Annotated in this window: 17 protein-coding genes and 1 tRNA gene; 4 read left to right on the top strand and 14 right to left on the bottom strand. The window is 57.5% G+C overall.

Annotated elements, in window-relative coordinates; translation table 11 throughout:
• Nucleotides 1-385: 385 nt before the first annotated feature.
• From M017_RS0105430 to M017_RS0105410, 4 genes are all read right to left on the bottom strand, one after another.
• Nucleotides 386-1,093, bottom strand: a complete 708-nt coding sequence (locus M017_RS0105430) for a hypothetical protein (RefSeq protein ID WP_155121256.1) — start codon at nucleotides 1,091-1,093, stop codon at nucleotides 386-388.
• Nucleotides 1,094-2,021: 928 nt separating this feature from the next.
• On the bottom strand, nucleotides 2,022-3,056 hold the full coding sequence (locus M017_RS0105420) for an IS481 family transposase (RefSeq protein ID WP_031495428.1): 1,035 nt from the start codon (nucleotides 3,054-3,056) through the stop codon (nucleotides 2,022-2,024).
• 799 nt (nucleotides 3,057-3,855) lie between these two features.
• Nucleotides 3,856-4,917 (bottom strand): IS5 family transposase, encoded by a 1,062-nt coding sequence (locus M017_RS0105415; protein ID WP_031495380.1) that lies wholly within the window; start codon nucleotides 4,915-4,917, stop codon nucleotides 3,856-3,858.
• Between the two features lie 368 nt (nucleotides 4,918-5,285).
• Nucleotides 5,286-6,257 (bottom strand): c-type cytochrome, encoded by a 972-nt coding sequence (locus M017_RS0105410; RefSeq protein ID WP_155121255.1) that lies wholly within the window; start codon nucleotides 6,255-6,257, stop codon nucleotides 5,286-5,288.
• 453 nt (nucleotides 6,258-6,710) lie between these two features.
• On the opposite strand from M017_RS0105410, the gene M017_RS0105400 reads away from it, so the two are divergent.
• Together M017_RS0105400 and M017_RS0105395 are read left to right on the top strand one after the other, a co-directional pair.
• Nucleotides 6,711-7,055 (top strand): PadR family transcriptional regulator, encoded by a 345-nt coding sequence (locus M017_RS0105400; protein WP_031496393.1) that lies wholly within the window; start codon nucleotides 6,711-6,713, stop codon nucleotides 7,053-7,055.
• Nucleotides 7,052-9,694: an ABC transporter permease gene (locus tag M017_RS0105395; protein WP_031496392.1), complete on the top strand. Its 2,643-nt coding sequence runs from the start codon at nucleotides 7,052-7,054 to the stop codon at nucleotides 9,692-9,694. Before M017_RS0105400 ends, M017_RS0105395 begins: the two co-directional genes overlap by 4 nt.
• A gap of 65 nt (nucleotides 9,695-9,759) precedes the next feature.
• Here M017_RS0105395 and M017_RS0105390 read toward each other — a convergent pair whose 3' ends face one another.
• Genes M017_RS0105390 through rsmG form a run of 3 tightly spaced genes read right to left on the bottom strand, consistent with a single transcriptional unit; the run spans nucleotide 9,760 to nucleotide 12,237 of the window.
• Nucleotides 9,760-10,509: a ubiquinone/menaquinone biosynthesis methyltransferase gene (locus M017_RS0105390; RefSeq protein WP_031496391.1), complete on the bottom strand. Its 750-nt coding sequence runs from the start codon at nucleotides 10,507-10,509 to the stop codon at nucleotides 9,760-9,762.
• A complete protein-coding gene (aroB, locus tag M017_RS0105385; protein WP_031496389.1) occupies nucleotides 10,509-11,588 on the bottom strand; it encodes a 3-dehydroquinate synthase in 1,080 nt (359 codons plus the stop codon). The genes M017_RS0105390 and aroB overlap by 1 nt, the downstream gene beginning before the upstream one ends.
• A 10-nt stretch (nucleotides 11,589-11,598) precedes the next feature.
• Nucleotides 11,599-12,237, bottom strand: coding sequence for a 16S rRNA (guanine(527)-N(7))-methyltransferase RsmG (gene rsmG, locus M017_RS0105380; protein WP_031496387.1), 639 nt, complete (start codon nucleotides 12,235-12,237; stop codon nucleotides 11,599-11,601).
• Nucleotides 12,238-12,458: 221 nt separating this feature from the next.
• Here rsmG and M017_RS0105375 point away from each other — a divergent pair, with 221 nt between their 5' ends.
• Nucleotides 12,459-13,553, top strand: coding sequence for a Fic family protein (locus tag M017_RS0105375; protein WP_031496385.1), 1,095 nt, complete (start codon nucleotides 12,459-12,461; stop codon nucleotides 13,551-13,553).
• 166 nt (nucleotides 13,554-13,719) lie between these two features.
• On the opposite strand, the gene M017_RS0105370 is transcribed toward M017_RS0105375, so the two are convergent.
• From M017_RS0105370 to M017_RS0105350, 5 genes are all read right to left on the bottom strand, one after another.
• Nucleotides 13,720-13,793: transfer RNA gene (locus tag M017_RS0105370), tRNA-Gln, on the bottom strand.
• A gap of 63 nt (nucleotides 13,794-13,856) precedes the next feature.
• Nucleotides 13,857-15,389, bottom strand: a complete 1,533-nt coding sequence (locus tag M017_RS0105365) for a Ppx/GppA phosphatase family protein (RefSeq protein WP_031496384.1) — start codon at nucleotides 15,387-15,389, stop codon at nucleotides 13,857-13,859.
• A gap of 3 nt (nucleotides 15,390-15,392) precedes the next feature.
• A complete protein-coding gene (locus tag M017_RS0105360) occupies nucleotides 15,393-16,436 on the bottom strand; it encodes a D-2-hydroxyacid dehydrogenase (RefSeq protein WP_031496383.1) in 1,044 nt (347 codons plus the stop codon).
• A 46-nt stretch (nucleotides 16,437-16,482) separates the two neighbouring features.
• The gene (locus M017_RS0105355) at nucleotides 16,483-19,908 is read right to left on the bottom strand and encodes a peptidase M16 family protein (RefSeq protein ID WP_155121254.1); all 3,426 of its coding nucleotides are present in this window, start codon (nucleotides 19,906-19,908) and stop codon (nucleotides 16,483-16,485) included.
• 47 nt (nucleotides 19,909-19,955) lie between these two features.
• The gene (locus M017_RS0105350; RefSeq protein ID WP_031496379.1) at nucleotides 19,956-20,714 is read right to left on the bottom strand and encodes a response regulator; all 759 of its coding nucleotides are present in this window, start codon (nucleotides 20,712-20,714) and stop codon (nucleotides 19,956-19,958) included.
• A gap of 388 nt (nucleotides 20,715-21,102) precedes the next feature.
• On the opposite strand from M017_RS0105350, the gene M017_RS0105345 reads away from it, so the two are divergent.
• Nucleotides 21,103-21,699 (top strand): sigma-70 family RNA polymerase sigma factor, encoded by a 597-nt coding sequence (locus tag M017_RS0105345; RefSeq protein WP_162179841.1) that lies wholly within the window; start codon nucleotides 21,103-21,105, stop codon nucleotides 21,697-21,699.
• On the opposite strand, the gene mutM is transcribed toward M017_RS0105345, so the two are convergent.
• Both mutM and M017_RS0105335 read right to left on the bottom strand, forming a co-directional pair.
• Nucleotides 21,668-22,414, bottom strand: a complete 747-nt coding sequence (gene mutM / locus M017_RS0105340) for a bifunctional DNA-formamidopyrimidine glycosylase/DNA-(apurinic or apyrimidinic site) lyase (RefSeq protein WP_031496376.1) — start codon at nucleotides 22,412-22,414, stop codon at nucleotides 21,668-21,670. The genes M017_RS0105345 and mutM overlap by 32 nt on opposite strands.
• Nucleotides 22,407-22,721 (bottom strand): Rieske (2Fe-2S) protein, encoded by a 315-nt coding sequence (locus M017_RS0105335; protein ID WP_031496375.1) that lies wholly within the window; start codon nucleotides 22,719-22,721, stop codon nucleotides 22,407-22,409. The genes mutM and M017_RS0105335 overlap by 8 nt, the downstream gene beginning before the upstream one ends.
• Nucleotides 22,722-22,848: the final 127 nt, after the last annotated feature.

Raw genomic sequence — 22,848 nt, 5'->3', positions numbered from 1 at the left:
AGCGTTTGACCAAATCGACCCAAACAACGAGGGAGATTAAGGTTAGGCAGAGTGGCAGCCCTCGTAACGCTCCGAGATTACCGTAAACATCTGGCCACCCATATCGGTATAGAAAGTACTTGATGTTGCCCAGGTAGGGCATCTCGAGAAGAGGAAGGCTACCTAACAGCGAAGATATAGCTGCGGGCGCACTTCCCGGGTGAGAAATGAATTGTAACCAGAGTATCTCGTCCTGCTGCGGGCCCAATACAATGAACGCAGCATCGTAAAGAAAAAAAGCGGTGGCACCTAATCCTATGAGGAGCAGGCCCACCACCAATCTGAATAGCCAGTGCCGTATCAAGATGAAAAAACAAATATTGCCGGAGGAGCCTTCCGACTGACTTTAGAGCTTACCATCTGATGCCTCCTCCACAAGCAGCTCGTGCTTGGTGCCCCTTTCATAAGCTGGCAGATCAAGCAGTGCACGATCACCCGGACGTGAAGCAGTTGAACCCCCAAGCCCTACTCGAATGCCTGCACCCGCAGCACTGGCTTTAAGGCTCGTGTCAACAGGAGCGACCAGCGTCCAGAGTGAGTTTTCGGTCGGCGTGGCGGGCTGGAACTCGCCTCTTTCGTTTATTACCCCCACCACTACACCTGGACTCGAGAAATGTTTTTTTGCGTATTTTTCTGCCAAGGCAGTAGACAACCGAAATGTCAGTTGAACGCCTTCCGACAACTGCAGACTCGTCGTTGCAGGAATCTCTCCCGCAGCAAAATAAAGTGGCTTATTAGTGATGCAGTTACTTACAAGGAGTTTTGCTAACATCGATCCGCAGATCAGCACACTCTGACCGTCTTTGACTGGAATCATAGCCAGCCCTGTGGCATCAGTGATGAAGTCTGACCTCAATCTCCTTGCTATATCGGACGAGCGGCTTAGACTCCATGGAGAGTTGGCTTGCCCGTCAGATTGGCGAGGACCTCCAAAAATCGCGGTGACTTGCGCGCCCGCCACAGGCTGATTATTAGAGTCAACGACCCGAAGAACCATATCGGAACCGCAGAGTGTGGCCGCAGAACATGCAATTAGAATCAGGATAGCTTTCATGTCGATTTCCTTACGGGACTGGGGTGTATGGAGGGTTGATTGTATGTGGATAAGGATAACAGGCGGAGCCTTCCTGCACATTATTCCAGGGCCGAAAGATAACGGTCGGCGACCTGCCTGCCATGGAGCTAGCATTGTACCCAGTAACAACATTGGACGCATCGGTCTTGGTCTGGCCGCACGCGTTCACATTTGAATGGGTCTCCCCGACGATAAAGATGCTTGTATATACGTCGTGGTTGTATCCCCGCCATCCGATGGGAGAGAAGCTATTGTAGAATGACCAAACGTTATTAAAGAGCAGCGTGACCTCCGACGCTCCCCCCCCGATATATGTATGGAAATCAATGATGGTAGGGGGAGTGAATGGGTAAGACGTAGAGGGCATACCAACAGTCGAGCTCGATGTGACGGGGATTGTGGCGCAAGGGAGACCGTTTACTGGACTGATTGATCCCAATCCAAATAGACCGCCCGCGATAGCCGACACCAGAGCAGATGTGCGGGTTAAGCGCGCTGAGTCCCCGTACAGAGAACTGCAGTCGTACGAGAGAACTGTGCCGACGTCGCCGGTTGAATAGCTAGCGTGCAGATAATCAGACCCATAGGTATTGAGATAATAACGGACCGCCTCAAGGGGCCTGGGATTGATGCCTGGCCCGGTGTGCTTGTTATCCACAATCATGCGTCCCATGACTGTATGAAATGCCGGATCGATTTCGTTGGTGATGTCAAATTCACTCGCAATCAGTCCGGCGGACTGAACGGCTGACATGGCTGCATCGTAGACAGTATAGATATTGTTCCAACCCACGAAGTATGGATTTGCCGGCGCACAATTGTAGCTGTTATCGTTCGCTTTCATCTGTATTTAGCTGAAGATCTCCGGACACGAGGGCTTACGGGCCTCGGTTGAGATTCGGTTACTTCATGCTGCCATAGGTTGCGCCTGGGCGATTTTCCCATCGAGGAAAGCCTGGTATGGCGTTCGGCCTTGAGTCCGATATCCATGATGGGGTCGCTGGCGATTGTAGAAGCTCAGATAGGCGTCCAGATCATCTTGTAATTCAGCCACAGACTGATAGATCTTTTGCCGGAACTTGATGCTGTAAAACTCCTCCTTGATCGTGCGATGGAAGCGCTCACAGAAGCCGTTGGATTGAGGGGAAGCGATCTGCGTTCTCTTGTGGCGGATCTGGTTAATCGCCAGATAGATCTCGAAGGGATGACGAGCTTCGAGTCCACAGTACTCGCGGCCATTGTCGGTGAGCAACCGCTCGATCCCCACCTTCTCATCGTCATAGAAGGGGATGACTCGATCATTCAGTGTGTCTGCCGCAGTGATCGGCATCTTGCTGAGATAGACCTTGGCGAAGGCTTGCGAGCAGTGTGCGTCAATGACCGTCTGCATGTAGACCTTGCCGACGCCTTTGATCGTGCCTACAAAGTAAGTGTCCTGGCAAAGCAGATAGCCAGAATGCGGTGCAGCGATATGTTGTTCCGGGTCAACGTTTCGGCCCTGATGCTTCTGCAGGAGCCGCTTGGCTTGCTCCGTCAGCACGCCGCCTTCGGTGGCGGTCTTCTTGTCCAGCCAGAGCAGGCGCTGGAGCCGGAGAGTGATGCCGTGCCGTACCCAGACCCCTCGGACGGCGGGGGCAGAGACACCGATGCCGACCAAACGAAGCTGGTCGGCAATGCGGATGTAACTGTAGGTCGGATACTGCGCCGTCATCTCGAGGATCTGCTTTTCAAGCTCGGGCGGAGTCTGATTCGGCATCCGAGGCGTCCGGCGTTGCCTCGGCTCAAGCCCGTCGGCTCCGTGCTTCTCGTAGGCTTCCTTGATCTCGTAGAAGTGGCTGCGGCTGATGCCGGCTCGCTGGCAGGCGGCCTTGATGTTGCCCAATTCCTGGGCGAGTTGGAGCAGTCCAATGCGCGCTTTGATAAGCTTCTGGTTGTCGCTCATGAGTGTGTCCTTTCGGGGTGATTTTGGTGTTTTGGAAGATTCCAAATCTATCACCGTAAGGACCCGCTCGGGGCGCTTAGGGGCTTCGGCTCCTGTCGGGCTACGCCCTCCCTTCGCCTCTTCCCCTAAGCGCCGTTTCCCATCATTGTGTCCGCTGATCTTCCGCTAATTTCATTTCATCCAAGGTCCCTCTTCCTGCCCCATATTGTTTGCGCCTCGGACTGGAAAAGGCGCCGTGGGCCAGAAGAAGAGTGGAACGTTGCTTGACGTGCAGGGATCGTACGTCAGTTGCCATTTCAGTCCATCATTCAGGGACGGCACTCTTGCATTAACAAGGAAATTATAGTTCCCATTGGAATCGCCGCACTTTAGGTCATTTGGGTTCAGAGGATTATTGCAATACGAATCGTACTGATTGTAAAATGTCCAGTGCATCGGAGAAGGAATGACGCTATTGATCCCCGCATTTTTCACATCAGTAAGAAATAGCAAGAGCTGACTGCGCCAGGGAGAGTTATAAATTATGGGACTCGTCGTCCCACAATTTGAGAGCGGGGTGCTGAACCCGCCGCCACACATACCAAACATGAATCGAACCGCAGTAACCTTCTGACTTGCGTAGTTAGAGAGCAAGCCCTGCACGCAAGCGCGGACGGTTAAGAACTTGTTGAAAAATACCCCTCTACCGCGAATATGATGGTATCTGGATGAGGATGTATTGAATCATTGCTCAAAATTGAACCTGCCCGCGCTCCCGCGATAGGCCGAAAACCATTGATTTTGGGCCATTTTCCGTCATTTAGGCACACTGCTCCTGCAGGGTTTTGACTCGAAGCAGATTGTAAGCTGCGGCTGTATAAGTGACCAGCCATCCGACCTTATCGATTCCCCGCAGCTTGATCTTTTTCAGTCCGCCCGTTTGCTTCATCCATCCGAAGGCCTTCTCTACAAGCCACCTCTTGCTGAGGCTCATGCGATACCCTTCATGCCTTGTCGTACGCTGATCAATGGCGCTTCTGCGATTCTTGTTGTTCTGCGCCACATGTGGGGTCACTCCCAACTCGCGCACTGTTTTGACAAAGTCCTTGCGGTCATAAGCTTTGTCGGCCCCCAGCGTTATGCGTTTGCCGGGCCGCGCTATTTTGGCCGCCATCAATAAGGCGGCATCGGCTTCGCCATGACCATCGGCTTGCGTGCTCATCACCTCACGGATCAAACCATTGCGGTTCTCGATCACAATGTGGCCGAGGTAGCTGAGCTTGGCTTCCTGCCCATTCCCCTTCTTGTACAAGCGGGCATCTGGATCTGTCTTGGACTCGTGCGTTTCATTGCTGCGCTTCTCGCCGTGGAACTGCTTGCCATCTTTGGGGCCTTCGCCATCTTTTCGTTGAAATCTCTTCTGTCCTGCCCAGGCTTCGATCAGCGTTCCATCCACCGTGAAGTGCTCATCGGACATGAATCCAGAGGCCAACTCATTGACCCGGCTAAAGAACTTCTGCGCGACCTCTTCATTCAACAGCCGCTCCCGGTTCTTGCTGAATACGGCGTGGTTCCAAACCGGCTCATCGATCTCAAGCCCAATGAACCAACGGAACAACAGGTTGTAGTCCAACTGCTCCATTAGCAAGCGCTCGCTGCGCACCGAGTAGAAGATTTGCAACAACAACGCTCTGAGCTGACGCTCGGGCGGAATCGAAGGACGCCCCACTCGCGAATACATCTGCTCAAACTCTCCATCCATGCTCTTGAGCAACCCGTCTACCAGTTGCCGTACTTTCCTCAGTGGATGGTCCTCTGCGATCCGATCTTCAAGGTTCACGTAGCTGATCAGGGTTCTTTGTTGCTGGTCGGTTCCGCGCATAAAACATAGATGCTCTAAAATATTTCAGCGTCACATCCAGCGGCGAGTTTTTCAACAAGTTCTTAAGGAAGAGGAACAATTCTTAATATAGGTAGTGGAAAGCGTTGAATCGTAATTAGTGGAGGAATATTTGTCGATTGGTAGTGGGCCAAGATTAACTTCGAGTTTGCTTGGACCTGTGATACTTGCATGAACCGGCGTTGCCGCCAGTGCAATAACAACGGCGCAAATCGTCGCCATTTTACTTAACAATAATGTCATCTTTATCTCTCATTTCGATGTATAGCCGCCCGAACACTGACTCGACCATAAGACGTGGCCAAAATATATCATATTCTGCATCGAGATAAAGTGAAATTAGCCGAAACCTATGGTCTCAGCGACCCAATATACGCCGCCAAGGCCACCATATCGCTGTTCGTCATCTCCTTGACCACCTTTTCCATCTCCGACGTCTTGCCACCACGTCGAACGCCAGCCTTCATGTCATACAGCTGACGAACAATGGCGCTTGGCGAACGGCCTGCAATGCCTGGAACAGCCTCCTTACCCCGGTAGCCCGGACCGTGACAGCTGGAGCATTCCAGCTCCTTATTGTTCCCCCAGGTCTCCGCGAGGCGTTTCCCCAACGCGAGGCTCCCGACCGGTGCATAGGCAATGTAGCGGGTCTCCGGATCGCGCAACTCAAACTGCTCAAAGTCCTCAGGCCCTTCGAGAATCCGTTGGCCGAGGGCCTCTTCCCCCTTCTCCGGCTGAAAGTGGAACAACCACCCGGCGATGCGGGATTTGGGAACCATCGTTGTCTCCACCACGCGGACGAAAGACAGTGGTTTCAGGCTTGCAAAATATCGGGCAGCAGTCTCGATCTCGGCATCGGTCATCGCCTTGGCCGTCTTGGTCATATTGATGGTTGGCGCTCTGTCGACAAGGAACGGTGTTCGGGAGCCATCGCGGAACGCCTTCATCTGATCGACGAAGTATGGGATGGGCAAGCCAGCCAGTCGAGAGTTCTCCGGCCGTCCGCTCCCAGTTGGCAGGTGGCAATAGGCGCAGGCCCGCACCTCGGGTTCTCGTCCATGAGAGACAACGGATGGCATCGTGGGATGCCCCTCGGGGCTCCAGTCCGGGGCAGCAAAAAGATTGGAGAGTTGGGCCCGTGTAAAGGAGAGTTGGCTGCTTTTGATCTGGAAGGGGCCTTGCGGCACGGGAGGCTTCGGGCCAGGCGCCGGAGCTGGATTGGTGGGATAGGCCCACTCCGGAACGGGTTCGAGAACGGGTGCTTGCTTACAACCAGATAAAGACAGGAGCAGCAGGGGAATCAGGGGCAGCGGGCGAATCACTATGGCCTCCATGCTATCAAGCGAGTGCCGCTTTTCCGGGAGGTTTTGCGGATTCTCACTCTCGACGAACTGAACGATTCACGATTGGGGGCAGCCAGAATCAAGCGTATCTGCAATTCGACCAAAGCATTGGTTCGCTCCGTCTTCTTCGCCAGTTCGGTGAACATTCCACTTAGAGCTGTCATTAACTGTTGAGATTCTGAAGGGGATGGCCTCCCCCGGCTCCGAAAGCGATACTATTCTGGCGGAACAGGTGCAAGAAGGCACCGGAGACAGTGTTGCATGGGCTTGGGTCGAACCAGGCTATACCAGATCGGCAGCCAACACGGAATCCAACTGGATGTAATCTTGCTCCCTCCACGATAGGTAGTCGGGAGAGTATCTGGGAGGAGAGTGTGCGCGCACCTATTGCTTTCCAATATGAAGCATGGCACACTCATGTGGGAAACCAATATGAAAAAGAAAGCAGACGTCTGGCAGGGCACGCTGGCTATTATGGTTCTCAAAACGCTCCATGCTATGGGGCCCCAGCACGGATATGGCATTGCGCGCCGCGTCGAACAGACCAGCCACGACCTGCTCGCCATCAATCACGGCACGCTCTACCCCGTCCTCCTCAAACTCGAACAGGAAGGTGCCATCGTGTCTGAATGGGGCGTTTCCGAGAATAAGCGGCGCGCCAAGTTTTACCGAATCACCCGGGCTGGTCAGAGCCAACTCGATGCAGAGGTTAAGCAGTGGGCTCAGGCTACCGAAATCGTTGCGCGCTTTCTGGCGTTGAAAGGATTCAAGGCATGATCCGTAGACTGCGCGGATTCTGTCACCGTTTTCTCGGCAGCCTGAATGGGCATGGCCGGGAAATCGACCTAGCCGAGGAACTCGAGTCCCATATCCAGATGCTCGCGGACGAAAACATGCGTAGCGGCCTCCCGCCCGATGAAGCTCATCGAAGAGCAAAACTCCAGTTCGGCAGCGTGGAATCGGCCAAGGAGACCTACAGGGAACAGCGCGGTCTGCCGGTCCTGGATGCGATCGGCCAAGATCTTCGCTATGCTTTCCGGTGGATCCGCAACAATCCCGGTTTCGCAGCAACCGCAATTCTTTCGCTCGCTATCGGCATCGGCGCCAACACCGCCATCTTTTCCGTTGTCAACACGGTGATCCTCCGGCCTCTTGCCTACAAAGATCCGGAGAATGTCTTCGCGGTTCGCGAAGTAGTCTTCAATTCGCCCGGGCAAGGTTCAGCGAGTCCAATCAATCCGCTCCACGCTCGCGAATGGGCGAAGCGATGCCCGTCGCTGGAACAGGTTGCGCTGATGCATGCGACCACGAGCAATGTCGTCACCGGCGAAGATTCTGTGTCTATCCCGGGCGTCGACGTGCCCCACAATCTTTTTGCGCTTTTCGGCATCGAACCGATCCTGGGCCGGGCTTTCCTCGCAGAGGAAGAGCTGGAAGGTAAGAATAACGTGGCGATTCTATCTGAATCCCTTTGGCGCTCTCGCTTTCATGCCGATCGCTCCCTCATTGGCAAGATGATTGTGGTCGACGGCCAAAATCACGAGGTGGTCGGCATTGTTCCTGCTCCGTTGTGGCTCCCGTACCATGGAAGAACAAACGTTCGCTTCGAGATCTTCCGGCCCTTGGTTCTCGCCCAGCCAGAACTCTCGCGGATCATGGGCAACTTTAATTATTCGGCTGTCGTTCGAGTCAGGCGCGGCGGAACACCCGAGCAGGCACTTGCTGAGATTAATGTCGTTCAGGCACGTTTTCCTGCACAGCTCGGACGTAAAGAAGGCCTTACGGCGAGGCTGATTCCCGCACACGAGCTCTTCACCGGCAGCGCGCGGCTCGGCTTGTGGCTGTTGGCTGCATCTGTCGGCGCGGTCCTGTTCATCGTGTGCGTCAATCTCGCAAATCTGCTTCTCGCCCGGAACGCGTCACGCAGTCGAGAAACAGCAATCCGGACCGCCCTCGGCGCCAGTCGAGGACGCCAATTCCGCATGGTGATGACTGAGAGTCTGGTGCTCGCCGTCTCGGGCGGAGCTCTCGGAATTCTCCTGGCAAGATGGAGCCTTCGAATACTCGTGGCAACTACTACGCTTGACATTCCCCGCCTGGATGAGATCCGCGTCGATTCCACAGTTCTCTTCTTTGCTCTCTGCCTGACCCTTCTGGCCGTGGTTGTGTTCGGCGCCCTTCCCGCGTGGCGGTTGACGCGTGCGGATCCGCAGGAAGCATTGCGGGCTGGCGGCCGCTCAGCAACCGAAGGACGCCACGGCCTACGTCTTCGCGAAGGCCTCATCAGCATCGAAGTGGCACTCAGCGCGGCGCTGCTGATTGTCGCCGGACTCCTCACTGGCAGCCTTACACGACTCCTCCAAGTTGATAAGGGATTCGACATGGAACGTGTGCTCACAGTCGACGTTCAACCTACTAGTAACTTGTATGCAAACGACGGTGTACGGGAGAAATTGTTTGAACGGCTTCTAACAAAAGTCAGGGCGATCTCTGGAGTTGAAGTCTCTGGAGCCATTACTCACTTGCCCACGCTCGGCCATACCTGGAATGACCCGATCTACCTCGAAGGTACGCCCCGCGAACAACAGCACCCAGTGGATAACCGATACTCCAGCCCGGGATATTTCTCTGCGATGAACATTCCCATCCGTGCCGGCCGGATGTTCGAGGAGAGTGATCGCGGGCGCGGTGTGGCTGTTCTATCGGTCAAAGCGGCAAAGCTCCTCTGGCCGGCGGAGCTCAACCCGGTAGGCCGGACTTTCATGGGCGAGGACGACAAGGTCAAGACACTGGTTGGTATCGTTGCCGACGTGCGTGCCGAGCTCCAAAGCGACCCACCACCTACGGCCTATTATCCCTACTGGCAACGTGTGCCCGACGGTCTTTCCTTGGTAATTCGGACCCGAGGGGACCCGCGTGCGATTGTCGGAGCCATTCAGGCCGCAATCCGTAGCGAAGATGCACAATTGCCGATCAAAGCAATTCGGACACTGGAGGATGTTGTCGATCGCTCAGTCGCTCAACGCAGATTCCAGTTGACACTCATGGCTGCCTTTGCCACGTGCGCGCTTTTGGTGGCTTGCCTGGGCATCTATGGGGTAGTCTCTTATTCCGTGATTCGCCGCCGGAGTGAAATCGGTATCCGGATGGCGTTGGGCGCTCAGCGGTCGCAGGTGCTGTGGATGATTGTTGGGAAGGGAATGGCGCCGGTCGCTGTAGGGTTGGCAGTTGGTATTAGCGTCGCGCTGATTGTCGGCCGGGCTATTCGGGGCCTTCTCTTCGCAGTTGAGCCGACTGACCCTCTTACCATTGCAGGGGGCGTTGTAGTGCTAATGATTGTCGCCGCGTCGGCCTGCCTGATCCCCGCTAATCGCGCAGCCGGAACAGATGCGATCACGGCACTCCGTTTTGAGTAGTGTACCCAAGCTAGAAACTCGGAATATTCGCATCCCATTGCTTTCAACCAGAGGGGCCGCCATCTTCAGGCCTGTTTTGCAACAGAAATCGTCGATTTCTTCATTCCAACATGCAGCGCTGCAATTCCGAGATCGAAATAGCGATAGCTCACTTCGGCAAAGCCACCCTCGCGCATCAGCGCCGCAAATTCTGCAGCCCCCGGAAAGCGGCTCACGCTCTCTGGCAAATACTGATACGCATCGCCCTGGCCCGAAACCAGCCGCCCAATTGGGTCCATCACCCAGCGGTTCCACACCTGCATGAACCCACGCACCACCCCATACGGCGGTGTCGTAAACTCCAGAATCGCCACCCGCCCCCCAGGCTTCAATACCCGCAGCAACTCCACCACGCCAGCCCGGTAATTTACAAAATTGCGAAACCCAAAGCCAATCGTGATCAGATCGAGACTCCCATCGGCAATCGGTAAGCGCAGACCATCGGCTTCTACCAGCGGCGCTTCAGACTTGCTCCGCGTCTGCACCAACATCGGATGGCAGAAATCCGCTGCGATGTAGCGCGCCTTCCCGGTCCGCTCGAGCGCCTGTAGCAAGTCCCCGGTCCCACAACACAAATCGAGTACCACCGCGTCCGGCTTCAAAAACGGAGCCATCGCCCGCGCCGTCCTCCAGCGCCACACCCGATCCACCTGAAAACTCAGCAGGCGATTCAACAGGTCATAGCGCGGAGCCACCCGCCCGAACATATCCCGAACCCAGACCGACGCTTCCGCCTCGCTCAACTCCGGCCGCGGCTTGGTGCCCGTGGCCGCCATCACCGGATCGCCAATGCCGCGTCAATGGCTTGCCGCACCAGCCCGGTCTCGACACCGCTCATCACCTTCACTTCGCCAATGCGCACCGGCAACACAAAATGCACCTTGCCATGCAGCGTCTTCTTGTCCGAGCCCAGGCGCGCCAGCAGAGCATCGGCGCCAATGCCATCGAGTTTCGGAATGGGTCCGTACAGCTCAATGCCATTCAGAATCGTGTTGCATTCGGCAAGTGGCAGGCTGCCCGTCAGGTGCGCCAGATGCGTCGCCGCATTCATCCCAAACGCCACCGCTTCGCCATGCAAAAAGCGCGTATATTCCGTTTCTGCCTCGAGCGCATGACCCACCGTGTGGCCAAAATTCAGGATGCGCCGTAGGTCGCCTTCCTTCTCATCCGCCGTCACCACTTCGCATTTAATCCGCACGCTCTCTTCGATGATCTTCTGCACCACGTCCGGATGCTGGCCCAGCACATCCGCCGAGCGGAACGCCATCAGGTCAAACAATTCCTTGCTGCGGATCACGCCGCACTTCAACACTTCATACAGGCCCGCGCGATACTCGCGCTCGGGCAGCGTACGTAACACATCGGGATCAATCAACACGGCCAGCGGCTGATGGAAACTTCCGATCAGATTCTTGCCGCTCACCAGGTTCACCCCGGTCTTGCCGCCCACCGCCGCGTCCACTTGGCCCAGCAGTGTCGTCGGGACCTGAATCACCGGCACGCCACGCAGGAAGATCGCCGCAAGAAAGCCCGCAACGTCCGTCACAATGCCACCGCCAAAGCCAATCACCAGGCTCGCGCGATCGGCGCCCTGCGCCATCATCTGTTCGGCGAGCGCTTCGACTTCACGCAGCCGCTTGTTCGATTCCCCACCGGGAAAATAGAGAACATGATGCACGCGCGCGCCCAACGCCTTCTGGAAGGTCTCGCCATGGTATTCCCACACATCGCGCGTGGTCACAACGAAGATCTGGCTTACTTTCGCCGGCAGAAATTCGGACAGACGCGCAATCGCATTGCGCTCGACAATCGCATCGTACTGCTGCGTCGCAGTGCGAACGGTAAAAGTAGCCATATACTTCCTTTTACCACCCCGCCAGAGAAATCAGCGTCCGAATCCCTGCCGCGTCGGGCAATTCATAGCGCAGCGCCACCTTTGCCTTCACCCGCCGCCTCTGGGCTTCCGCCACCGCTTCTTCAATTTCCTGCTCGGCGTCCGGTCCTTTATAGAGCAATGCCCGCATCCCATTGCGCAGCGCTGGCGCAAATAGCGGAATCGCCCGCGTCAACGGAGCCACGGCACGCGCCGTCAACAGATCGGCTTTGTGCTGCTGCAGCCATTCTTCGGCCCGCACCGGATGCACTTCGACATTCGTCAACCCTAGCTTTTCGACCACGCTCTGGACAAAGCGAGCCTTCTTCTGGATCGACTCGAGCAACACGAAGCGTGTCTCCGGCAACACCAGCGCCAGCGGAATCCCAGGGAAGCCCGCGCCGGTCCCGGCATCGGCCACCACCTTCGCCGAGGCAAAGGATTTCCAGGGAATCACCGAGTCGACGACATGCTTGATCGCGGCCTCGCGCTCTCCGACAATGCGGGTCAGATTCAGGTATTGATTCGCTTCGACGATCAGATCGAGATGCGCCGCTGCCTGCGCCATCACATTCTGGCGATGCGGCAGATCATCCGGCAAAAGGCTACTCAGCTCAACAGCAAAGGACACTCGCCCATCATCACACGGCGCCGGCAGCATTCGCTGAGCAGCCCAAACTCCTCATTGACAACGCGAACAGCGGCAGTCATACTCTCAGAAAAGCGAAGAAAAGACGAAATAAATCGACGCCAGCAGAACGCGTGATTCACCCCGGCAAGCCAGCTGCGGTGAATCAGTGCGTTATTCGCCGCATATTCTGCGGTGAATAGCTGTTACAATCACCGCAAGGCATGTCGCAACGATACATCCACGAGCGTGCGGACTGGCCCAACTTCCATTGGAGCCAGGAGCAGATCGCTGAAGAGCTGGCTTCCGTGCGGCATCGCCAAGGCAGGCTTCTCGGGCACATGGAGGCTTTAGGCTTCGACAGCCGCCAGGAGGCAGTTCTCAAGACCCTCACCAATGACGTCCTCAAGAGCAGTGAGATCGAAGGCGAAGGTCTCGATCAAGAGCAGGTCCGCTCCTCGATTGCTCGACGTCTTGGCATGGACATTGGAGCCCTGCAGGCGGTGGATCGCAACGTAGAAGGCATTGTCGAGATGACGCTCGATGCAACACGCCATTTCGATCAGGCGCTCACGGCTGAAAGGCTCTTCTCCTGGCATGCGGCGCTCTTTCCGGCTGGTCGGAGTGGCTTGAGTAAGATCACGGTTGGTGCCTGGCGTCTTGGCCCGATGCAGGTGGTTTCCGGGCCGATTGGGCGCGAGCGCGTGCACTTCGATGCCCCTGCCGCTGAACGTCTCGAAAAAGAAATGGAGCAGTTTCTCGACTGGTTCAACTCTGGTCCGGTGATGGATCCGGTTTGGAAGGCGGCGCTCGCCCACCTCTGGTTTGTCACGGTGCATCCCTTTGACGACGGCAATGGCCGCATTGCGCGTGTCATCGCCGACATGGTTCTGACTCGCTCCGAGAGCAGCCCGCAACGCTTCTACAGCATGTCGGCGCAGATTCGCCTGGAGCGGAGTGCTTATTACGAAATGCTCGAACGAACCCAAAAGGGCTCCCTCGACATCAGCCCCTGGATGGAATGGTTTCTCGGCTGCCTGGGCCGCGCAATCGATGGAGCGCAAGGTAGCCTGGGCTCCATCTTGAGAAAAGCCCGTTTCTGGGAACGGCTCGCGGGAACCACGCTCAACGAGCGTCAGCGTCTGGTTCTGAATCGTCTGCTTGACGGTTTTGAAGGGAAGCTCACGACGTCGAAGTACGCAATTCTGGCGAAGTGCTCACAGGATTCCGCTCTGCGCGACATCCTCTTCCTGGTTGCTCGGGGAGCCCTTTTGCGCAATCCCGAAGGTGGCCGCAGTACCAGCTATACGCTGGGCTGATGCAATACGGCGGAGATTCGCAGTTCGGGAATCGCTTGAGGATTGGTCACGAGGCGGGGCGCAGCCACCTGCAGCGTGAGAAAAAACAATGGAGGGAGTTCAGGACCACACACGACGATCAACAGGGGAGGAGAGGAGAACGCGCTACCGGCTCAGCGGGAGAATTTGGCTGGGAGACAGGGACTCGAACCCCGATAGGCAGAGTCAGAATCTGCAGTCCTACCATTAGACGATCTCCCAGCAACGCGAACTTCTTCAGTCTACCAAAGCTCCCGGAGAGAAGGAAATCCCTTCTCTCAAAAATCAGGGCCGAGCCACCAAAAGAGCCTTGTCATAGACGCTCCGAAACGCAGTGCTGCAGCGTTCTACCGCCCATTCTTCCAGCGCATAGTCCTTGCCCTCTCCGGCCTCCAGAGTCAGGACCACCGCATCGCCCCACACCTCGCAGCGCCGTAGTGTGACATGCTGGTCGCGGCTGCGATCAAGCGCATCGGCGACGCGAACAATCGCCGCCAGCAACTCAAGCGCCCGCCGCTGCGCCGTAGACAGGTGCAGCAACTCGACATGGCGGCTTGCGGGCATGCTCTTGCGATGGAAGCGGCACAGCAGGGCTACCAACTGCTTCTCGGTTGCCGTGAAGCCGGGCAGATCGGCATGCGCCACCAGGTAGTGGGAATGTTTGTGGTGCCCGGTATCGCTGACATAGTGCCCGACATCGAGCAGGTAGCAGGCCGCCTCCAGTAGACGCACATAGCTGCGATCGAGCTTATGCAGGGGCCGCAGGCGCTCAAACAACTTTGCGGCATGGGCCGCCGTTTGTCTTGCGTGTTGCAGATCCACCCCAAAGCGCTTGGCAAACACCTCGACAACGCGCCGTTGCCCCTCGCGCATCGCAACGGAATCCGTGACCGCGCCTCGCGTGGCCAAATCGGCGATGATCCCTTCTCGCACGCCCGCTCCGCAGTAATCGAGCCGCGGCAGATCGAGCCGTTCCATCGCCCGCAGAAACACCGCGACTCCAGCCACCAGAATCTCTGCGCGCTTGGGTCCGATGCCGACCATCTTGCGCCGCTTCTCGATCGGCGATTGCATCAGCTCGCGATACAGCGTTCGCACCTGTTCAAGTGTTGCGTGCCGTCCCTCCGCCTCGACGCGCGCACTCCGCGGAATGCCATTCACCGCGCAGACAATCGCTGCCGCCGATGCCGATGTGGCAATCGCGCGCGCAAAGGGCCGCCCCCCCAGACGGCGCACCACCAGTTCCAGCTTCTCGTCGATAAACTCCTGCAAGCGATGCACCTGCTCGCGTTTTGGCGGATCCTTATCGAGAAACACTTCCTTCAGCCGCACCGCACCAAGTGGCCGCGAATAGCCTTCCACCATCGTGCCCTGGTCCATCAGAATAAACTCGGCGCTGCCGCCGCCGACATCGACGATGATCAGCGGCTCCGGCTCCTGCGGCCAGATCGCATGGACGCCCAAGCCGATCAGCCGTGCTTCTTCAATGCCGCTGATGATCTCGATCGGCGCGCCCAGCGCCTGCTTGGCCCGGGTGAGAAACTCTTCCTGATTGCCGGCATCGCGGGTGGCGCTGGTGGCTACGGCGCGCACAGCCGCCGCTCCGAATCCCCCGATGGTCAGCCGGAATCGGGTCAGGACCTCTTCCGTCAGGCGAATCGCTTCTTCGCTGATCAGGCCGCGCGAGAATACGCTTTCGCCGAGCCGGGTCACTTGCCGGTCTTCTGCCAGGCGCAGGAGCTTGCCGTCTTCTGTGGTTTCGGCTACCAGGAGCCGCATCGAATTGCTGCCAATATCGACAGCTGCAAAGCGCGCCATCCGCTAGTAGCCCGCCGCTTTATCGACAACGGCAAGCAGCGGCTCACCCAGGGTGTAGCGTCGAATATTCTCAGCAAAATGAGCCACCAGCCGGACCTGCCGCTCCTCGCCCCAGCCGGAGGTGTGCGGTGTCATGACTACGTTGGGGCAATCGAAAATCGGGTGATTCGCCGGAACAGGTTCGATCGGAAACACATCGAGACCTGCTCCACGCAAGTGGCCTTCTTTTAAGACCTTGACCAGCGCCATGTCGTCATAGAGCTTGCCGCGCGACATGGCGAGAAAGATCGAACCTTTCTTCATCGAACGGAAGATCGCCTCATTAAACATCCGCTCGGTCTTCGGCGTATGCGGGGCCGCGCTCACCAGAACGTCCACCTGTTTGGCCATCTCGGGGAACCAGGACGGTTCTCGCAAGATCTCCACCGAATCGGGTTTCGCCATTGGTTTTGCATCGGTGGCGACAATCCGCATCCCGAAGCCATAGTGGGCCCGTTTCGCGATTTCCGTACCAATGCCGCCCATGCCGACGATGCCCATCGTGCGGCCAGCCAGTTCGATGTGGTCCGGGCTGCGTACCGTACCCACCGGCTTCCACTCGCGTTTGTAGAACTGTGGCATGTAATAGGTGCTGATGCCGCGCGAGATGCACAGCAGTAGTCCCATGGCGGTGTCAGCAATGCCAGGCGCGAAGATGCGCTGCATATTTGTCACCGGAATCGGCGAGGCCAGCACTTTCTTGTCAAAGCCTTCCATGCCGGCGCCACCGGCCTGGATCCACTTCAGGCGTGGAGCAAAATCCAGTTCGCTGGCCTGCAAGTCGCCATAAAGAATCTCGGTATTCGGCAGCAGGCTTTTCAACTCCTGCCGATTCTTGGCGTAGGTGATTTCCACTTTGCGGGAACCCGCCGCACGCCGCAGAATCTCGAGCTCTTTGGGATCGAACTCCTGGAGGACGACAATCCGCAGCGGTTCCTGATTCTGGGCACTTCCGGCCTGAGCCGCCGCAAGAGTGATGCCACTGGCAATCAGACTACGACGGCTCATTCGATGGGGCAAAGACTCTCGCATGCGTTGAGAATATCACTCCAGGTCAGTCGACGATCACCCAGTAATCACGGCCATAGAGACGATAGAGCTTGGTGCCGAGATACTTCTCCCAGGCGTTCAACTGTTTCTCCGGCCCAATGACGTAATAGGTGGCCCCGGCAACGCCCTTCTGTTTGGGGTCATAGCCCGGCAAGACTCTCGCAACTGCCGCATCCATGCGCGCGTAAAGCGCGGCATCGAGATCCTTCTTCTTGCGCAGATTCAGGATGTTCTGGCGGAAGGCTTTCACCACTTCGGGGGTGAAGCCATCGGCAAGATCGCCGGCCATGGCGCTGGTGCGAGATTCAAAGCTGCCACCGGCGCGGGTACCGGCGAAGACTTGGGCGAGTGCGTAATCGGCGAGCGGCTTGTCGCGCGGCGCTTTCTTTAAGGTCTGAATGACAAACTCAAGAGTCTGCGGCAACTCGGGAGTACGTTCCGCGTAGTAGTTGATGCGGCCGTCGGAGGCGCTCGATCGCAGTCCGTTCGAGTAAGCCAGCCCGGCGCCCCAGGTTTTCATGAAGACGCCATGCGGCCCGCCGCCTCCGTAGAGTTTCACGGCCAGGAAGCGTAAAGCGGATTCCTCATCAAGATCCCGAATGCCAACAAAGGGCGCTGAATGCAGATGCACGCCCCCCTGCATGCCAGGAGCAACTAAGCCGACAAAGCGTGGCTCGGTCTCTAACTTCTCACGGGCCATCACCCGCTGGGCCACCTGTCTTGGCGCCAGTGGCGTGGAGGCGCCGCGCGGGGCATCGCTCAGCCCCTTCACCAACTCAGCCAGCTTCGGTTGCAAGGCCAGCGCATTCTCAGGAGAAGCGGTCAGGAAGAGCCGGGCATTTGACTTCTTCAGCAGCGTCTTGCGCACCCCCTCCAGTTCCTCCAAGGCTTGGCTGGCGGGCGCGAGCAGGTCTTGGCGCGTGATGCGCACCAGATACTTCCAATCCGCTTCTGCGGAATTGGCGGGGAAGTCGGCTGCAATGAAGACGAGATCCTTCACCGCTTCCTGCGCCAGGGCTTGCGCGCTGGCCGGCAGCTTCTCAAGGAAAGAGGCCACACGATCGGGGCTCTGCGATTCGATCTCCAAGAGGAAGGCTGCCACTGCGTCCCGATCGGCCTCCGTCGGGGCCTCGGTCAGCAGCCAGCGCAGGCGGTGGAGATGATGGAGGCGTGTGTGGAAGCTGCTCAGGCTCAGCAGGAGCGGATCATCTTGATAAGTCCAGGCGTCGGCAGGGCCGTTGACCCAGTTTTCCTCGCTGCGCTGCATGGAAGTGCGCAGGGTATTGATGGTTTGATCGACGACATCCTTCAGGCGGGCGATGTTTGCGATTCCCCAGTTCGGGGCATAGAGCAGCGCCTGCATCCAATCGATGGCGGTTTGGGATTCTTCGAGCGTATTGCCCGCTCCGCTGAGCACCACCTCGATGCGGCCGGTGGTGGCGTTGGTGACGTGGCTGGCGCCCACCCCCAGAATCTCGCGGCGCATCTGCTGCATCGCGTCCTCAAAGCTGAGGGTCTTGCCATCCTTTGTCGCTCCGGCGCCGCTGAGCAATTGCGGCAGGATCGAGGCATAAAGCAACTGCCGCCCTTTCCACTCCTTGGCGTTCAAGGCAAGCCCGACAGTCGCGCTACTCATGCCCGCAAAGCGGCCCGTCACCAAGGGGATTCCATTGACCTGGGTGACCGTATAGTCGAGCTGTTCATCGAGCGTCATCGGCGGGTTGTCGATAAATTTCGCCGGAGCGTCCAGGCTCTGTACCCGCTCGAGCTCCGCACTCGCTTCCTGGTATTCCTTCTGATAACGCCGGATCGCTTCTTGCTCGTCGCTCACCTGATACTTCGCCTGCAGGCGCTCCACCTCGGCGGCCAGGCGCTGCTTGAGCGCCGCTTCCTCGGCTTCGATCAATTCCGCCTCCGGTTTGGAGGCGACTACATAAGGAACAAGCTCTACCAGCTTCCACTCGCGAATCTTGTCGCGCCAGATGTTCTTTCCGCTATGGACTACGCTTTCGAGATAGCCAAAGAGTTCCGGCTGCACCAGCGACTTCTCAAAGCCAGGCTCCTCGGCGAGTTCACGGAGCAGGCTGGGCCAGGAGCTCTGTCCCATGCGTGCGCCAAAGCCGGGCGGGGAACTGGTGAGCTTATCGGCGCTCCGCCGGATCCGCAGCAGGCTGGCCTGCATTCGCTCATGGAATTCGAGCAGTTCCGGGCTGTTGTCGGGCCATGAGGCGACCCGCTTCAACTCGGCTTGTACCGCATGGCGAATCTCCTCGAGCCGCTTGGTCTGCACCTGTGAGGCCGCGAGATCGGGGATATAAATGGTGAACTCGGCGTAGGCCTCATTGTCGAAGCCCATGCCGACCGAGCGAGCCCCGATGTCCATCTTCCGGGTCTTGGAGTCGATGAACAGCTTGTAAAAATTGGTGGCCGGGTCGCCCCCAATTGCCTGGGCAAAGAGTCCGGCGAGGCTTTCATCCCGCTGATTCAGGCGCGGCATCACCGGCCAAGCCAGTTGTGCCGGTCCCGGTTGTTGCGCATTGCGGGAGGGGAAGCTGACCACTTGGATGGTTCCTGCGGGGGCAGGCGCGGGGGCAGGCAAGTCACTCACCTGCGCTCCCTGACGGACCGGCTGGTCGCCCTGCAGCTTGCTGAGGATGCGATCGAAGCGGCCGAGCGTCTCCTCGAGGGTGAGGCCCTTCGGCAGGCTCGCCACCATCTCGATATTCGCCAGGTGGTAATTGGCCGCGTGGAAGCGGCGAATCGCCTCGGGCTGCATCTGCCGGATATAGGCCGGGTCGCCACCCGAATCAAAGCTCATCGGGTGCTCGGGTCCAAGCTGAAGCCGTCCCATCGCGCGATAGACTCGATAACCGGGTTGTGAGGTGGCGCTCACCATCTCGGCGTAGATGGTGCCCTTTTCCTCCAGCTCTAACCGGCCGTCTGCCCCGGTCTTGACGCCAAAATTCCGAACTTCACGGCGGATTTCCTCGTCGGTGTAGTCCGGGTTCAGGAGCGCATACATCGAACGCTCAAAATGTTCGAAATAGGCGGCGAGTCCCGCATTGGCTGCAAAGGGATAGCAAGTTTTCAACTGCTGTGTGAAGGCAGTGGATTCCACCATCGACATCGTCTCGCGCGCCGCAACGGCGCGGCCGACATTGCCCTTGCCGAGCAAAAGATGTTCCTGGGTGTGGGGTTCCCCCATGTTGGAGGTGGGGAAGGTATGGACGCAAACAAAACTTTGCGGGACGCTTTGGATCTCGATCAGATCGAGTGTGAACCCACTCTTGTTGTGAACAAAACGGCCGCCCATCGCCTGTTCTGTTCCATTCTTATAGACTGCTTCCGCGCGAAATCCAGCGACGGCTGCATCCTTCTTCAGATCCCCAAATTGAATACTCATCAGCAATAACAAGGGTAGTGGATTCACGGCGCTTCTATCGTAACGCTGTGGCGGACTAGCCCTTTATTGCAAAATTACTTTTCGCCGCCGAGGTGCAGACCCTTGTGAATCGCGTAGAGAGCCAATTCCAGACGATCGCTGACGCCAAGTTTGTCAAAGATGTTGTGCAGATGGTTTTTGACGGTCTGCTCGCTGATAAACATCTTTTCGGCCATTTCCTTGTTCTTATAGCCCTGCGCGACTAGCCCGACGATTTCGCGTTCGCGGGCGCTCAACGGGCTGCGCTCCCGCATTTTGGTGCCATTGGAGCCGCTCGAAGAGCCGCTGGTGGAGTGTCCATCGGGGCCTACCGTTGCAAACTGGCGCATCACGGCTGCCGTGGTGTGCGAATCGAGCCAGATTTCGCCGTCATTCACTTTGCGAATGCTCTTGACGATCAGTTCCGGCGCCGTCTGTTTCAGCACAATGCCGCTGCAACCCAGCTTCATGGCTTGGACAAACTCATTCTTGTCCTCACTTGCCGTCAGGATGATGACTTTTGTCTTGCGATTGATGTGTTGCAGAGTCTGCAAGGCGCTCAATCCATCCAGATTCGGCATGCGAAGGTCTAAAAGCAGAATGTCGGGCTCGTGCATCTGAATTTGCTCGAGTGCTTCCCGGCCGTCAGACGCCTCGCCTACCACTTCAAGATCGCTCTCGAGGGACAACATTTTCTTCAAGCCATCCCGCACGATCGGATGGTCGTCTGCCAGCACGATCCTAATTTTGCGCTTCGCTGTTTCCTCCATCATGGGCGGCAACTCCGTTTCGATGGTATGGCTGAGCTCGGTCATGGCCAGGTTCCCCTCCAATTTCTACTTCTGTCCTCAATGCTAAGAGTGAACTAGTACTTTTTCAATTCCAGTAATCACTAGGTAGCGATCAGGATTTCCCTTAGAATGCTATGAGTAAAGACCCTAGGGGATTTGTTTCTTCGCTTGAGTGGAAAGTGTTCAAACTCGCCAACCTGCTAGTACTTTCTTGTTCGCTATAGTACCAAATTGCTATCTTCGCCGGTTGGCCTTTGCCCCTCATTGCGGAATCCTGCGCTTGCTTGCGCCGGCAGATGACCCCTTTTGTGGGTTGTTGCCGCAATCTTTAGCGTGCTGGTTTCATCTAAGGGAGACAGCGGAAGACGGGAGAGACGTGGGCCATTTTCCGGCTCGAGAATGGATGCAGGACATGGCTGACGGCGAGATCACACAACTGTTGCAGGATTGGGCGCAAGGCGACAAGAACGCCTTTGAGGAACTCGTCCCTGCTGTCTACGAGCAACTGCACAGGATTGCGGGTGGCCTGATGCGCCGCGAGCGATCCGATCATACGCTGCAGGCGACGGCGCTCCTGCATGAGTTCTACTTCCGCCTGGCGCGCCAGCGCCAAATGAACTGGAACGACCGCAATCACTTCTATACCTTTGCCGCAAAGGTGATGCGCCTGATCCTGGTGGATCATGCCCGCCAGACGAAAGCGCAACGGCGGGGCGGTGAGTCTGTCGTGAAGGTGCCTCTTACGCCGGATCTCCCTTGGTTTGGCAACGAACCGGACAATTGGCTCGATCTCAACCGGGTTCTCGACAAGTTGGGGCGGCTCGATCAGCAGAAAGTACGCATTGTCGAGCTCCGCTTCTTTCTCGCCTTCACGACCGAAGAGATTGCGGATCTACAATCGGTCTCAAAATCGACAATCGACCGGGAACTCCGCTTCATCCGGAGTTGGCTCTACACCGAGCTGAAGGGGGAGAAGCTTACAGGGGCTGACAGCGAGTGCAATAGGTAGTGCCACGTTGGGCCACCAGGATGCGCAGGAGAATGGCGCCACAGTGGGCGCAGCTCTGGCCGGCACGGCCATAGACAAGATGCTGCTTTTGGAAGCTTCCCTTTTCTCCCCGGGCGTCGACATAGTCGGAGATCGAAGACCCACCTGCGGCAATTGCCGCCTCCAGCACTTCTCTGATTGCCGTATGGAGTGAAATGAGTTTCTTTTGGGACAAGTCCGCGGCCGCCGCAAGAGGATGGATGCGGGCTCGAAAGAGTGCCTCGTCGGTGTAGATGTTGCCCATGCCACGCAGAAAGCTTTGGTTCAATAGCAGGGCCTTCACTTGTCCCCGCTTGGAGCGGGCCAGGGCGACGAAGTCTGCCGCACTGATTTCGAGCGGGTCCGGACCGCGCTCCGGATAGCTGGTGGCCCAGAAGATTTTCCCGAACTTGCGGATGTCGTCGTAGCGGAGAACACCCTGATCGAGCAGGATGCGCCCACGCGTGAACTTTCCGGCCTCCCGGGAGGTGGTGAGTTGCCCGGTCATCCCGAGATGCACAAAGAGCATCCCGCCGGCAAAATCGAGCACGATGAACTTCCCGTAGCGGCGCACCGCGGCAATTGTCAGTCCGACAATCTTCTCTGGAACAATGCCTTCGACGCTCTGGACACACCGGCCGGGCAGCAGGTCCCGCAGGCCCCGGACTACGGTTTCGACTTCTGGCAGTTCAGGCAAGTGCTTCGATCTCAATCAGAACCTGGCCGCCTTCGATGCGGACCGGGAAGGTTTTCAGCCGGACGAGCGGATTGCGGTCGTATTCGCCGCTGACGCAATCGAACTCCCAGCCATGATACGGACAGATCACCCGGCCATCGGCAAAATTCCCGGCGCCCAGCGGGCCATTGCGGTGGGGACAGATGCCCTCGAGGACATGAATCTGGCCCTGGTGATTGCAGATGACATAGGTCTCGATTCCGATGACTGCTTCCGTGCTGGTGCCTTCCGGGATGTCGTCGACCTGGGCGACTGCAACTACTGCCATAAGGACGAGCCTAACATGCGAAAACGCGCCTGTAAGGCGCGTTTTGACTGCTTGCGCGGCGGATCCAGGCTGGAAGAGGATCTGCCGCGCAAGCTCGGGAATGGAGGCTCCCGAACTTGCGGAAGAG

Source organism: Bryobacter aggregatus MPL3, from assembly GCF_000702445.1.
GTDB classification, from domain to species: domain Bacteria; phylum Acidobacteriota; class Terriglobia; order Bryobacterales; family Bryobacteraceae; genus Bryobacter; species Bryobacter aggregatus.
The sequence above is the reverse complement of the archived record's forward strand: the minus strand, read 5'-3'. Positions and strand labels throughout refer to the sequence as shown.

What these genes read in the sequence shown, in the direction of transcription:
- M017_RS0105360 (WP_031496383.1), bottom strand. Translation starts at nt 16,436, where the DNA reads ATGAGCCGTCGTAGTCTGATTGCCAGTGGCATCACTCTTGCGGCGGCT.
- M017_RS0105395 (WP_031496392.1), top strand. Translation starts at nt 7,052, where the DNA reads ATGATCCGTAGACTGCGCGGATTCTGTCACCGTTTTCTCGGCAGCCTG.
- M017_RS0105350 (WP_031496379.1), bottom strand. Translation starts at nt 20,714, where the DNA reads ATGACCGAGCTCAGCCATACCATCGAAACGGAGTTGCCGCCCATGATG.
- M017_RS0105415 (WP_031495380.1), bottom strand. Translation starts at nt 4,917, where the DNA reads ATGCGCGGAACCGACCAGCAACAAAGAACCCTGATCAGCTACGTGAAC.
- M017_RS0105375 (WP_031496385.1), top strand. Translation starts at nt 12,459, where the DNA reads ATGTCGCAACGATACATCCACGAGCGTGCGGACTGGCCCAACTTCCAT.
- aroB (WP_031496389.1), bottom strand. Translation starts at nt 11,588, where the DNA reads ATGGCTACTTTTACCGTTCGCACTGCGACGCAGCAGTACGATGCGATT.
- M017_RS0105365 (WP_031496384.1), bottom strand. Translation starts at nt 15,389, where the DNA reads ATGGCGCGCTTTGCAGCTGTCGATATTGGCAGCAATTCGATGCGGCTC.
- M017_RS0105420 (WP_031495428.1), bottom strand. Translation starts at nt 3,056, where the DNA reads ATGAGCGACAACCAGAAGCTTATCAAAGCGCGCATTGGACTGCTCCAA.
- M017_RS0105345 (WP_162179841.1), top strand. Translation starts at nt 21,103, where the DNA reads ATGGCTGACGGCGAGATCACACAACTGTTGCAGGATTGGGCGCAAGGC.
- M017_RS0105400 (WP_031496393.1), top strand. Translation starts at nt 6,711, where the DNA reads ATGAAAAAGAAAGCAGACGTCTGGCAGGGCACGCTGGCTATTATGGTT.
- M017_RS0105430 (WP_155121256.1), bottom strand. Translation starts at nt 1,093, where the DNA reads ATGAAAGCTATCCTGATTCTAATTGCATGTTCTGCGGCCACACTCTGC.
- M017_RS0105390 (WP_031496391.1), bottom strand. Translation starts at nt 10,509, where the DNA reads ATGGCGGCCACGGGCACCAAGCCGCGGCCGGAGTTGAGCGAGGCGGAA.
- M017_RS0105335 (WP_031496375.1), bottom strand. Translation starts at nt 22,721, where the DNA reads ATGGCAGTAGTTGCAGTCGCCCAGGTCGACGACATCCCGGAAGGCACC.